Annotated in this window: 12 protein-coding genes; 1 reads left to right on the top strand and 11 read right to left on the bottom strand. The window is 61.8% G+C overall.

Annotated features, from left to right (window positions below; translation table 11 throughout):
- Positions 1–96: 96 nt before the first annotated feature.
- The 7 genes from BFP92_RS22470 to BFP92_RS22440 all read right to left on the bottom strand — a co-directional run bounded on the left by BFP92_RS22470 (position 97) and on the right by BFP92_RS22440 (position 5,873).
- Positions 97–594, bottom strand: a complete 498-nt coding sequence (locus tag BFP92_RS22470) for an Lrp/AsnC family transcriptional regulator (protein WP_056861351.1) — start codon at positions 592–594, stop codon at positions 97–99.
- A gap of 4 nt (positions 595–598) precedes the next feature.
- Positions 599–1,429 (bottom strand): ABC transporter ATP-binding protein, encoded by an 831-nt coding sequence (locus tag BFP92_RS22465; protein ID WP_065931144.1) that lies wholly within the window; start codon positions 1,427–1,429, stop codon positions 599–601.
- A 3-nt stretch (positions 1,430–1,432) separates the two neighbouring features.
- On the bottom strand, positions 1,433–2,146 hold the full coding sequence (locus BFP92_RS22460; protein WP_065931143.1) for an ABC transporter permease: 714 nt from the start codon (positions 2,144–2,146) through the stop codon (positions 1,433–1,435).
- On the bottom strand, positions 2,143–2,844 hold the full coding sequence (locus tag BFP92_RS22455) for an ABC transporter permease (protein ID WP_065931142.1): 702 nt from the start codon (positions 2,842–2,844) through the stop codon (positions 2,143–2,145). Before BFP92_RS22455 ends, BFP92_RS22460 begins: the two co-directional genes overlap by 4 nt.
- Positions 2,845–2,882: 38 nt before the next feature.
- Positions 2,883–3,662: an ABC transporter substrate-binding protein gene (locus tag BFP92_RS22450; RefSeq protein WP_065931141.1), complete on the bottom strand. Its 780-nt coding sequence runs from the start codon at positions 3,660–3,662 to the stop codon at positions 2,883–2,885.
- 226 nt (positions 3,663–3,888) lie between these two features.
- Positions 3,889–4,935: an ornithine cyclodeaminase gene (locus BFP92_RS22445; protein WP_065931140.1), complete on the bottom strand. Its 1,047-nt coding sequence runs from the start codon at positions 4,933–4,935 to the stop codon at positions 3,889–3,891.
- Positions 4,936–4,946: 11 nt separating this feature from the next.
- Positions 4,947–5,873 (bottom strand): citrulline utilization hydrolase CtlX, encoded by a 927-nt coding sequence (locus BFP92_RS22440; RefSeq protein WP_065931139.1) that lies wholly within the window; start codon positions 5,871–5,873, stop codon positions 4,947–4,949.
- Between the two features lie 283 nt (positions 5,874–6,156).
- Here BFP92_RS22440 and BFP92_RS30675 point away from each other — a divergent pair, with 283 nt between their 5' ends.
- Complete coding sequence (locus tag BFP92_RS30675; protein ID WP_083221777.1) at positions 6,157–7,050, top strand: GNAT family acetyltransferase; 894 nt, start codon at positions 6,157–6,159, stop codon at positions 7,048–7,050.
- Between the two features lie 57 nt (positions 7,051–7,107).
- On the opposite strand, the gene BFP92_RS22430 is transcribed toward BFP92_RS30675, so the two are convergent.
- The 4 genes from BFP92_RS22430 to BFP92_RS22415 form a co-directional block, all read right to left on the bottom strand.
- The gene (locus BFP92_RS22430; RefSeq protein ID WP_065931138.1) at positions 7,108–8,127 is read right to left on the bottom strand and encodes a branched-chain amino acid aminotransferase; all 1,020 of its coding nucleotides are present in this window, start codon (positions 8,125–8,127) and stop codon (positions 7,108–7,110) included.
- 195 nt (positions 8,128–8,322) lie between these two features.
- Complete coding sequence (gene lpdA, locus BFP92_RS22425) at positions 8,323–9,702, bottom strand: dihydrolipoyl dehydrogenase (RefSeq protein WP_065931137.1); 1,380 nt, start codon at positions 9,700–9,702, stop codon at positions 8,323–8,325.
- A 3-nt stretch (positions 9,703–9,705) separates the two neighbouring features.
- On the bottom strand, positions 9,706–10,959 hold the full coding sequence (locus BFP92_RS22420) for a dihydrolipoamide acetyltransferase family protein (RefSeq protein ID WP_065931136.1): 1,254 nt from the start codon (positions 10,957–10,959) through the stop codon (positions 9,706–9,708).
- Entirely contained in the window at positions 10,960–12,018 is a 1,059-nt protein-coding gene (locus tag BFP92_RS22415) for an alpha-ketoacid dehydrogenase subunit beta (protein ID WP_017136257.1), read from the bottom strand.

The raw sequence follows: 12,018 nt of genomic DNA, 5'->3' as shown, positions 1-12,018 counted from the left end.
GAATGCCGCCCTGGACGCTCCGCGTCCGCTTTGACGTCGTGACGCGGAGCGTCACTGGATGCATTCCCACGCGGAGCGTGGGAACGATCTATCGCTCTATGCCAGCTCGGTCGCGGTGTTTTTGACCACCGCCAACTCCGGATGCGCCACCAACTTATCAATGTGCAACTCATCGTTATTCAACCAGGTCTCCGTCAGCACCCGGTAATGCTCCATATCCCGGCAACGCATGCGCAGGCTGTAGTCGAACGGCCCGCTGATCAGTTGGCACTCGAACACCTGGGGGCACGCTTTCACGCAGGCCTCAAAGGCCTTTTGCGCCGAGCGCCCGCTCTGATTGGACAAGGCCACCAGCACCAGCAGCGACAGCCCCGGCGAGACCATCTGCACATCGATGATCGCCCCATAACCACGGATCACCCCGCGTCGCTCCAGCTTGCGCACCCGCTCCAGGCACGGCCTGGGTGTCAGGTGCACCAGAGATGAAAGCTTTTCGTAGGTGATACGCCCCTGGTGACGCAACACGTCGATGATGGCTTCATCGATGCGGTCCAGCGAGGGGGAAGAATGGGGTCCGTGGGCCTTGGTATCCATGAGTTCACTTCAGACGGTTGGAAAGAAATTGCTGCAAGCGTTCGCTGTTGGGGTGGTCGAGAATCTCGGCGCCGCCTTGTTCCTCGACCCGGCCCTGGTGCAAAAACAGCACTTGGCTGGACACCTGGCGGGCAAAGCCCATTTCGTGGGTGACCATCAGCATGGTACGACCTTCCTCGGCCAACGTCTGTATGACTTTGAGCACTTCCCCTACAAGTTCCGGGTCCAGCGCTGAGGTCGGTTCATCGAACAGAATAATTTCCGGCTCCATCGCCAATGCCCGTGCGATGGCCACACGCTGTTGCTGGCCACCGGACAGAAAGGCTGGGTATTGATCGGCCACGCGGCCGGGCAGGCCAACTTTGTCCAGATACAGGCGTGCGCGTTTTTCCGCTTCGGCCGCGCTGAGGCCCAACACCCGGCGCGGCGCCATGGTGATGTTTTCCAGCACAGTCATGTGGCTCCACAGGTTGAAGTGCTGGAACACCATGGCCAGGCGCGTGCGCAGGTTTTGCAACTGCTCTTGATGGGGGGCACGGACCCCGGCGCGGCCCTGGCGCATTTCAATGCTGATGCCGTCCAGGGTGATCACCCCGGCATCCGGCTGTTCGAGAAAGTTGATGCAGCGCAGCATCGTGCTTTTGCCCGAGCCGCTGGCGCCGATCAGGCTGATGACGTCGCCGTTGCGTGCGTTGAGGGACACGCCCTTGAGCACTTCGTGGTCGCCGTAACGTTTGTGGATGCCTTCGACTTGAAGCTTGATCGCAGCGCTTGCCGGTTGGGCAACGGGTTCGTCGACAGGGTAAGCGGCCAGGGCCTGCGCGGACTGATTCATGGGTTAGCCTCGGGTAGGAACAAGAAAACGCATCCAGCGACGTTCGGCCAGTCGGAACAGGCCCACCAGTGCAAAGGACAGCAGCATGTAGAGCAGGGCGGCGATGCCAAAAGCCTGGAACGTGAGGAACGTTTCGGCGTTGGCGTCACGGGCCACTTTGAGGATATCGGCGACGGTGGCGGTAAACGCCAGCGAAGTGGCGTGCAACATCAGGATCATTTCATTGCTGTAGGCCGGCAGCGCACGGCGCAGCGCGGCGGGCACCACCACAAACAGGTTGAGGCGCCAGCCGTGCAGGCCGTAGGCGCGCGCGGCTTCGATTTCGCCATGGGGAATATTGCGGATCGCCCCGGCGAAGATTTCCACGGTGTAGGCGCAGGTGTTGAGCACAAACGCCAGCAACGTGCAGTTGAGCGCATTACGGAAAAACTGGTTGAGCAGCGCGTTGTCCTGTACCACCTCCAGGCTGTACAGCCCGGTGTAGCAAATCAGCAACTGGATATACAGCGGCGTGCCACGAAACAGGTAGGTGTAGACCTCCACCGGCCAGCGCAACCACACGTGCTGCGAGACGCGCGCCAGCGCCAGTGGAATCGACAGCACAAAGCCTGCGACCACCGAGATGATAAACAGCCACAACGTCATGGCGACCCCGGACAACCCTGAGCCATCGCTGAACAGGTAGGCCAGGCCGTATTGCTGGAACAGTTCGATCATCGCGCCATCCCCTTGATGCCGAGGTTGTAGCGCCGTTCGAGGCGCTTGAAGAGGCGGTTGGAGAGGGTGGTGATCAGCAGGTACACCAGGCCCGCGAGGATCAGGAAGTACAGGGGCTCATTGGTGGTCTTGCCGGCGTTTTGCGCAGCCTTGACCAGGTCCGACAGGCCGATGATCGACACCAGCGCCGTGGACTTGAGCAGCACCAGCCAGTTGTTGCTCAGGCCCGGCAAGGCAAAGCGCATCAGTTGCGGGAACAGCACCAGGTGAAAGCGCTGCCAGCGGCTCAGGCCGTAGGCGGTGGCGGCTTCCAGTTGCCCGGCCGGCACACTGAGAATGGCGCCGCGAAAGTTCTCGGTGAAATACGCGCCGTAGATAAACCCCAGGGTGATCACCCCGGCGGTAAACGGGTCGATTTCAAAGTAATTCCAGCCGAACACTTCGCTCAGGTCGTTGAGCCACAGTTGCAGGCTGTAGAAGATCAACAGGATCAGCACCAGGTCCGGCACGCTGCGGATCAGTGTGGTGTAGAGGGTGGCGGACACGCGCAGCCATTTGACGCTCGAAAGCTTGGCACCGGCGGCGATCAGGCCCAGGGCGAGGCTCAGGGCCAGCGCCAGCAACGACAGCTTGAGCGTCATCCAGGCACCCAGGGCCAGCATCGGGCCATAGCCTTGCAGGTTGAGGAGTTCGTTCATTGAGGGGATCTCGATCCAGCACAGGGGCCGGGGTGGGCCTATTCGTTGTAGATATCCTGATCGCCGAAGTACTTCTTCTGGATCTGTGCGTAGGTGCCATCGGCCTGCACGGCGGCGATGCCTTTATTGATCAGCGCGCGCAGTTCAGCGTCGTTCTTGCGCAGCCCCATGGCGATATCCAGCGGCAAGGTCGGGTCCTTGAAGGCCGGGCCGGTCTTGAAGTCGGCGCCTTCAGGCTTGGACAGAAAGTTGAGCTGGGCTTCGAGCTTGTCGGTCAGGGTGGCGTCGAGGCGGCCGTTTTGCAGGTCGGCGTAGTTCTGCTCCTGGGACTGGTACGCCTTGATCTGCGCGCCGAGCCTGGCCAGGTGGGCACGTGCATAGGCTTCCTGCAGCGAACCTTGGAGCACGCCCACCTGCTTGCCTTTGAGCGACTCCGGCGTGTCGCCGAAGTCGGCGTCTTTACGGGTGATCACCGAGGTGGGGCTGAGAAACAGGCGGTCGCTGAAGTCGATGACTTTCTCACGCGACGGGGTTACGGCCATGGACGACATGATCGCGTCGAACTTGCGCGCGCGCAGGGCCGGGATCATGCCGTCGAATTCGTTGTGCACCCAGGTGCATTTGACTTCAAGCCTGGCGCAGATGGCGTTGCCCAGTTCGATATCAAAACCTTGCAGGCTGCCGTCGGCGGCGACGGACTCAAAGGGCGGGTACTCGGGGAATACGCCGAAGCGGATTTCTTTCCAGTCCTGGGCGTGGGCGGCGCTGGCGCACAGTGGCAACAGCAACGCGGCGAAGAGTGATCGCAATGGAGTCATGTGACAGTCCCTATATTTTGTAATTGATGTCAGGGCAGTGAGTCGCTGGGAGCAGAGAATGCTTCATGGTGGTGCGTTTTTTGTGTCGTTTACCCCGTGCATAAAGCGCAAATTGCGCTGTTAAAAAGCGCAATGCAGCGGAATCGGCTGCGCCACCCGCGAAATCGGCTTTTCAGTGATGAAAGTCTGGCCCGCCCTCAGCGCAAAGCGGCAGGCCAGAGCGGTTTCAAGCGCGCTTTTTGTGCTGCGCGCGGGGCTGTTGGGCCAGGCGTGCAAACAGGTCTTTCGGGTCGGCGAGGTCGGGCACCAGTTCAAGTGTGCTGCCCACATCCAGCGCCTTGGCCACGTCCAGCACGTAGCGCAGGGCCGAGTAGTCTTCGATGGCAAAGCCCACCGAGTCGAACAGCGTGACTTGGCGCGGGTTCTCGCGGCCGGGCTGCTGGCCATTGATGACCTGCCAGAGTTCGGTAACCGGCGAATCGTGCGGCATGTGCTGGATTTCACCTTCGATACGGCTTTGCGGTTCGTACTCGACGATTACCCGGGCGCGCTCGACGATGCGGCGGTCCAGCTCGGTTTTACCGGGGCAGTCGCCACCCACGGCATTCAGGTGCATGCCCGGTTCGATCATGTCGTCGGTGAGGATGGTGGCGTACGCCTTGTCGGCGGTCACGGTGGTGACAATGTCCGCGCCTTTGACCGCTTCGGCCACACTGGCGGCCAGGATCACCTTGATCGCCGGGAACGCCTTGAGGTTGGCCGCCAGCTTGGCAGTGGCCTTGGCGTCGATATCGAACAGGCGGATTTCGGTGATGCCAAGCATGGCGTGGAAGGCCAGGGCCTGGAACTCGCTTTGCGAGCCGTTGCCGATCAACGCCATGCTGCGGCTGTTGTCGCGCGCCAGGTAGCGGGCCACCAGGGCGGAGGTGGCGGCGGTGCGGATCGCGGTGGTGAGGGTCATTTCGGCCAGCAGCACCGGCTTGCCCGTGTCGACGTCGCCCAGGGCGCCGAAAGCCATCACCGTGAGCATACCGGCCAGGGTGTTTTTCGGGTGGCCGTTAACGTATTTGAAGGCGTACAGCGAGGCATCCGATACCGGCATCAACTCGATCACGCCGTCCGGCGAATGGTTGGCCAGGCGCGCGCATTTTTCGAAGTCCTGCCAGCGCAGGTAGTCGGCGCGGATGTATTCGGCCATCTCGCTGATGCAGGTTTGCAGGCCTTTTTGTGAAACCAGGTAGCTGAGGTCGTTGACGTCGATGTAACGGGTCATGGCAAGACTCCTTATTGAAATGAGGCGCGGGCGGGCAGGTGTACTTCCGCCAGCATGCAGCGGGCACTGCCGCCGCCGATGCGTTCGATGTTGTCGATGTTCACCACCACCGGGCGGGTGTGGCGTTCTACATGCGTGCGCTGGGCCGGGTGCAGGGCGCTCCAGGCGCTGGCTGACATCACCAGCAGCGGTTGGCCGTCACGGTCGTGGACTTCGAGCATGTTGCCGGCGAAGGCTTCAAGTTGGTCGAAGTCGAGGGCGAGGATGTCTTTGCCGGTGTCGTGCAGCGAGCGTTCCAGGGCCTGGCGTTCGCTGGCATCGGGCAGGGCTTGCAGGCACACCACCGAGAGGTCGCGGCCGACACTCATCATCACGTTGCTGTGGTAGATCGGCGCGTGGTGGCGGTCGACGGCGTGGAAGACGCAGAGTTGGTAGTCGAGGCGTTCGGCAAACTGACGCAAGGCGTCCTGGTGGGTACGCCCGGAGTGGCAGGCATAGCTGATGCGGTGCTGGCGGTCGAGCACCATGCTGCCGGTGCCTTCGAGGAAGATGTTCTGTTGTTCGAGGTGGCTCAGGTCGATGGTGCTATGGATCGCGAAACGCTGCTCCAGTACTTGCAGCACGCCTTTGTTGCGCTCCAGTCGTCGGTTCCGGCCTTCCATCGGGTACAGCACCAGGCTGCCATCGGCGTGGCTGCTCCACCAGTTGTTGGGGAAGATCGAGTCGGGCGTGTGCGGGGCCGGAGTGTCCTGTACCACCAGCACTTCCACGCCATGTTGGCGCAGGGTGTCGACATAGCCGTCGAACTCTTGCAGCGCTTTTTGCTGCGCGCTCAGTGGATCGAGTAGCTGGCGTTGGAAGCGGTTGTTGATCGCGGTGTCCGGGTTGAAGGCAAAGCGCGCCGGGCGAATCATCAAGACGGTGTTGGTGGTTTGCATGGGGGCACGAATCCATGGGGTGAGCTGTGGGGCTATTTTGTGCGCTGTGGTGGGTGAATCCCGGCTGATATGGCAGGGCGGCTCAGCCGGGAAAGCTGAAAAGTGAGGTGGCGCAGCCGAATCGGCTGCTGAAGTGAAATGCGATCAAGTGTGGGAGCGGGCTTGCTCGCGAAGGCGGTGTCTTCGCGCCATATGTAGCGGCTGACACTCAGCATTCGCGAGCAAGCCCGCTCCCACATTGGTATTGTGGCATTTGCCAAACCGCTGTCAGTCAGGAGCAATCATGTCTACCGCTGTTCGTCTTGCCCAACCCACCGATGCCGAGGGCATCAGCCAGGTTATCCTGGCGGCCTTGCACAGCAGCAATGCGCGGGACTACCCGGCGGATGTGATTGCTCGGGTTGCCAGCAACTTTACGCCCGACGCCGTACTGGCGTTGCTGCAGCGCCGGGTGGTGCTGGTGGCGATTCAGGATCAGGTGATCGTCGCCACCGCCGCCCTCGATGGCAATGTGGTGCGCTCGGTGTTCGTCAACCCGGCGTTACAAGGGCAGGGAATCGGCCGGCTGCTGATGATCGAGGTTGAACTGCGTGCCGTTGAAGCCGGGGTGACGGTCCTGAGCGTGCCGTCCTCGCTGACCGCCGAGCCGTTTTATACCAAGCTGGGTTTTCACACGGTGCGCGACGTCTACCATGGCAATGAGCGCACGCTGGTGATGGAAAAGGCCTTGTTATCGCGCCACCCCATTGGGCCGTATCGCGATCGTCCGCACCGATCCCAGGTGGTAGCGTTGTGGCAGCAGGCGTTTGGCTATGACACTGCGCATAACCTGCCAAGCCTGGCAATCGACAAAAAACTCGCGGTCAACGATGGGCTGTTCTTTGTCGCGACGGATAAAAAGGCCGTGATCGGCACCATTCTGGCCGGCTATGACGGGCATCGCGGCTGGCTGTATTCAGTGGCGGTGCACAGTGATTATCGTCGGCAGGGCCTGGGTGCTTCGCTGGTGCGCTATGCCGAGCAGGCGTTGACTGCGTTGGGCTGTATGAAGATCAACCTGCAGATTACGGGCGGCAATGACGCGGTGGTGGGGTTCTACGAGGCGCTGGGGTATGGGGTGGAGCCGAGGATCAGTATGGGCAAGAAGATTGGGGTGAATATTCCCAAGGACGTGTGAGCACACCGAAATCAAATGTGGGAGCGGGCTCCCACATTGGGTTTTGCGTTTGCTGAGTCAGACCTTGACGATCCAACCCGCTGGCGCTTCAACGTCGCCGGTCTGCACGCCGGTCAGCTCTTTGTAGAGCGCCTGGGTGATCGGGCCCACTTCGGTTTCGCTGTGGAACACGTGCAGCTTGCCGTCGTACTGGATGCCGCCGATTGGCGAGATCACAGCAGCGGTGCCGCAGGCGCCGGCTTCCTTGAACTGGTCCAGTTTGTCGATGAACACGTCGCCCTCGACCACTTTCAGGCCCAGGCGGGTCTCGGCCAGTTCGATCAGCGACAGGCGGGTGATGCCTGGCAGTACCGAAGGCGACTTCGGCGTGATGAACTGGTTGTCGCGGGTGATACCAAAGAAGTTGGCCGAACCGACTTCCTCGATTTTCGAGTGGGTCATCGGGTCCAGGTAGATCGCGTCGGCGAAACCGGATGTCCGTGCTTCAGCGCCCGGCATCAGGCTGGCGGCATAGTTGCCACCGACCTTGGCGGCACCGGTGCCTTGTGGCGCGGCGCGGTCGAACGTGGAGATCTGGAAGTTGTGGGGCACCAGGCCGCCCTTGAAGTAGGCGCCGACCGGGATGGCGAATACCGAGAAGATAAATTCCGGTGCGCTACGCACGCCGATGTTTTCACCGGTGCCGATCACGAACGGGCGCAGGTACAGCGCGCCGCCACTGCCGTACGGCGGGATGAACCGCTCGTTGGCCTTGACCACTTGTTTGCAGGCTTCGATGAAGTCTTCGGTGGTCACATGCGGCATCAGCAAGCGTGCGCAGCTGCGTTGCATACGGGCGGCGTTCTGGTCCGGACGGAACAGGTTGATCGAGCCGTCCTTGCAGCGGTAAGCCTTGAGGCCTTCAAAGCACTGCTGGCCATAGTGCAGGGCGGTCGAGCCCTCGCTGATGTGCAGCACGTTGTCGTCGGTCAGGGTGCCCGCTTGCCACTCGCCGTTTTTCCAGGTTTGGAGAAACCGCTTGTCGGTCTTGATGTAGTCAAAACCCAGCTTGTCCCAATTGATGCTTTCGTTACCCATGACACCCTCTATCTCTGGTCAACCGCCTGGTCGAAGGCAGGCTTGTCGGTTTTTTACTGGATGGGCGCAACAATACTTCATTCTTGCTTTATGTGGGAGCGGGCTTGCTCGCGAATGCAGTGTGTCAGTCAACACATAGGTGACTGATATACCGCATTCGCGAGCAAGCCCGCTCCCACAGGGGAATGCGGCAGTTTACAGGTGCAACGCGTGGCCCAATGCTCTTAAAGCCGCTTCCTGCACCGCTTCGCCGAGGGTCGGATGCGCATGAATGGTGCCCGCCACATCTTCCAGGCGCGAACCCATCTCCAGGCTCAGGCCAAAGGCCGTAGACAACTCAGACACACCAGCGCCCACCGCCTGCCAGCCGACAATCAGGTGGTTGTCACGCCGTGCTACCACGCGCACAAAGCCGGTTTTCGACTCCAGGGTCATCGCCCGGCCATTGGCCGCAAACGGGAAGCTCGACACGATGCAGTCCAGGCCGGCCGCCTTGGCTTCGTCCGGGGTCTTGCCGACCACCACCAGTTCCGGGTCGGTAAAACACACCGCCGCAATCGCCGCAGGGTTGAATTCGCGGTGTTTGCCGCTGATCAGTTCGGCGACCATCTCGCCCTGGGCCATGGCCCGGTGCGCGAGCATCGGCTCGCCGCTCAGGTCGCCGATGGCGTACACGTTGCGCATGCTGGTCTGGCAACGGTTGTCGATCTTGATCGCCGCACCGTTCATCGCCAGGTTCAGCGCTTCGAGGTTCCAGCCCTGGGTGTTGGGTTTGCGGCCCACGGCCACCAGCACCTGATCGGTTTCCAGCGACAGCGTCTCCCCATTCGGGTCACGTACCTGCAGGCGGTTGTTTTCGAAACCGGTGACGCTGTGGCTGAGGTACAGCTTGACCCCCAACTGCTTGAGCGATTCGGCCACCGGCAGCGTCAGCTCGCCGTCGTAGGCGGGCAGGATGCGCTCCTGCGCCTCGACCACACTGACTTCGGCGCCGAGCTTGCGGTAGGCAATGCCCAGCTCCAGGCCGATGTAACCGCCACCCACCACAATCAGGCGTTTGGGTACGCGGGTCGGCGCCAGCGCTTCGGTTGACGAGATGATCGGCCCGCCAATCGGCAGCATCGGCAGGTTGACGCTTTTCGAGCCGGTGGCCAGCAGCAGGTGCTCGCATTGAATGCGCTGGTCGCCGACGTCGACGGTCTTGCCGTCGACCACCTTGGCCCAGCCGTGGATCACCTGCACTTTGTGCTTCTTGAGCAAGGCGGCCACGCCGGTGGTCAGGCGGTCAACAATGCCGTCTTTCCATTCCACGCTCTTGCGGATGTTCAGGGTCGGCACATCCACTTCAATGCCCAGTTGCGACCCTTGACTGTGATGCACGGTTTGCTGGAACTGTTCGGCCACATGGATCAAGGCTTTGGAGGGAATGCAGCCGATGTTCAGGCAGGTGCCGCCCAGCGCCTGGCCCTCGACCAGAATGGTCGGGATGCCCAGTTGGCCAGCACGGATCGCCGCCACATAACCGCCAGGGCCGCCGCCGATGATCAGTAGCGTGGTGTTCAATGTCTGAGGCATGCCTTACTCCAAAAACAGGCTGGCGGGTTGTTCGAGCAAGCCACGAATGGCCTGGATGAATTGCGCCGCGTCCATGCCGTCGACCACACGGTGATCGAAGGAACTGGAGAGGTTCATCATTTTGCGCACCACGATCTGGCCTTTGATCACCATCGGCCGTTCAACGATGCGGTTGACGCCGACAATCGCGACTTCCGGCAGGTTCAGCACCGGCGTGCTGACGATGCCGCCCAAGGCACCCAGGCTGGTGAGGGTGATGGTCGAGCCCGACAGCTCATCACGACTGGCCTTGCCATTGCGCGCGGCGCTGGCCAAACGTGCGATTTCCTCGGCGTTGCCCCACAGGCTGCGGGCTTCGGCGTGACGTACCACCGGCACCATCAGGCCCACATCGCTTTGGGTGGCGACGCCCACATGCACCGCGCCCAGGCGGGTGATGACTTGGGCTTCGTCGTCGTAACGGGCGTTGATCTGCGGGAACTCGCGCAACGCCACGACCATGGCGCGCACGATAAACGGCAGCAAGGTCAGCTTGCCGCGGTTGGCGCCGTGCTTTTCATTGAGGTGCACGCGCAACTCGTCCAGCGCCGTGACGTCGATTTCTTCCACGTAGCTGAAATGCGCGGCGCGGCGGGTGGCGTCCTGCATGCGCTGGGCGATCTTGCGGCGCATGCCGATCACCGGGATCTGTTCTTCGCTGTTGCGTTCGGCATAAGGGTTGGCGGTGCCCGAAGGCTGGGCTGCACCTTGTTGCAGGTAAGCGTCCAGATCTTCGTGCAGCACCCGACCCGCCGGGCCAGTACCTTGCACCAAACGCAATTGAATACCGGCATCCAGCGCGTGCTTGCGCACGGCAGGTGAAGCCAATGGGCGTTCATCGGCGGCACGGGCTACCGGAGCAGCAGCGGGCTTGGCTGCCGGCTTTGTTTCAACCACTGGCGCTGGTTTGGCTTCAACCACGGGGGCTGCTTTCACCGGCTCAGCCACCACCGGCGCATCCTTGGCATTCCCGGCGCCTTCGACTTCAATGCTGATCAAAATACTGCCCACCGCCATGACTTCGCCGGGCTCGCCGCCCAGAGAAATCACTTTGCCGTGCACTGGCGAGGGAATGTCCACCATCGCCTTGTCGGTCATCACATCCGCCAGCACCTGGTCTTCAACCACCAGGTCGCCGACCTTGACATGCCATACCGACAGTTCAACTTCTGCGATGCCTTCGCCAATGTCCGGCATCTTGATAACGTGCGTGCCCATTCAGACCTCCATGACCCGTTTCAACGCCGCACCCACACGGGACGGCCCTGGGAAATACGCCCACTCTTGCGCGTGCGGGTAGGGTGTGTCCCAACCGGTGACGCGTTCGATCGGCGCTTCCAGGTGATGGAAGCAATGCTCTTGCACCAGCGACACCAGCTCGGCACCAAAGCCGCAGGTGCGAGTGGCTTCGTGCACCACCACGCAACGGCCGGTCTTTTTCACGGAGTTGACGATGGTTTCCAGGTCCAGCGGCCACAGGCTGCGCAGGTCGATGACCTCGGCGTCGATGCCGGTTTCTTCGGCGGCGACTTGCGATACATACACAGTGGTGCCGTAGGTCAGCACCGTCACGGCCGAGCCTGGTCGCACGATGGCGGCCACATCCAGCGGCACGGTGTAGTAACCGTCCGGCACTTGCGCTTGCGGGTGCTTGGACCAGGGTGTAACCGGGCGATCGTGGTGGCCATCGAACGGGCCGTTGTACAGGCGTTTAGGTTCGAGGAAGATCACCGGGTCGTCGTTTTCGATCGAGGCGATCAACAGGCCCTTGGCGTCATACGGGTTGGACGGCATCACCGTGCGCAGGCCGCAGACCTGGGTGAACACCGCTTCAATACTCTGGCTGTGGGTCTGGCCGCCATAGATGCCGCCGCCGCACGGCATGCGCATGGTCAAGGGCGCGGTGAACTGGCCGGCCGAGCGATAACGCAGGCGGGCGGCTTCGGAGATGATCTGGTCGGTGGCCGGGTACACGTAGTCGGCGAATTGAATCTCGGCGACCGGGCGCAGGCCATACGCGCCCATGCCCACGGCAACGCCGACGATGCCGCTTTCGGAGATCGGCGCGTCAAACACCCGCGAGCTGCCGTACTTGGTCTGCAAACCTTCGGTGCAACGGAACACGCCGCCGAAGTAGCCGACGTCCTGGCCGAACACCACCACGTTATCGTCACGCTCAAGCATCACATCCATGGCCGAGCGCAGGGCCTGGATCATGGTCATGGTGGTGGTGGTCATGGCGGTTTCCAATTCGATGCTGTTGTTGTGATCGTTCAT

Origin of the sequence: Pseudomonas sp. 58 R 3, from assembly GCF_900006605.1 — a bacterium.
Classification (GTDB): Bacteria; Pseudomonadota; Gammaproteobacteria; order Pseudomonadales; family Pseudomonadaceae; genus Aquipseudomonas; species Aquipseudomonas salomonii.
Note: the sequence above shows the minus strand (reverse complement) of the source record. Positions and strands in the feature narration are given on the sequence as shown.

Excerpts from the sequence above, each read along its gene's own strand:
- BFP92_RS22420 (WP_065931136.1), bottom strand. The coding sequence starts at position 10,959 with ATGGGCACGCACGTTATCAAGATGCCGGACATTGGCGAAGGCATCGCA.
- BFP92_RS22430 (WP_065931138.1), bottom strand. The coding sequence starts at position 8,127 with ATGGGTAACGAAAGCATCAATTGGGACAAGCTGGGTTTTGACTACATC.
- BFP92_RS22450 (WP_065931141.1), bottom strand. The coding sequence starts at position 3,662 with ATGACTCCATTGCGATCACTCTTCGCCGCGTTGCTGTTGCCACTGTGC.
- BFP92_RS22415 (WP_017136257.1), bottom strand. The coding sequence starts at position 12,018 with ATGAACGATCACAACAACAGCATCGAATTGGAAACCGCCATGACCACC.
- BFP92_RS22465 (WP_065931144.1), bottom strand. The coding sequence starts at position 1,429 with ATGAATCAGTCCGCGCAGGCCCTGGCCGCTTACCCTGTCGACGAACCC.
- lpdA (WP_065931137.1), bottom strand. The coding sequence starts at position 9,702 with ATGCCTCAGACATTGAACACCACGCTACTGATCATCGGCGGCGGCCCT.
- BFP92_RS22445 (WP_065931140.1), bottom strand. The coding sequence starts at position 4,935 with ATGACCCGTTACATCGACGTCAACGACCTCAGCTACCTGGTTTCACAA.
- BFP92_RS30675 (WP_083221777.1), top strand. The coding sequence starts at position 6,157 with ATGTCTACCGCTGTTCGTCTTGCCCAACCCACCGATGCCGAGGGCATC.
- BFP92_RS22455 (WP_065931142.1), bottom strand. The coding sequence starts at position 2,844 with ATGAACGAACTCCTCAACCTGCAAGGCTATGGCCCGATGCTGGCCCTG.
- BFP92_RS22440 (WP_065931139.1), bottom strand. The coding sequence starts at position 5,873 with ATGCAAACCACCAACACCGTCTTGATGATTCGCCCGGCGCGCTTTGCC.
- BFP92_RS22460 (WP_065931143.1), bottom strand. The coding sequence starts at position 2,146 with ATGATCGAACTGTTCCAGCAATACGGCCTGGCCTACCTGTTCAGCGAT.
- BFP92_RS22470 (WP_056861351.1), bottom strand. The coding sequence starts at position 594 with ATGGATACCAAGGCCCACGGACCCCATTCTTCCCCCTCGCTGGACCGC.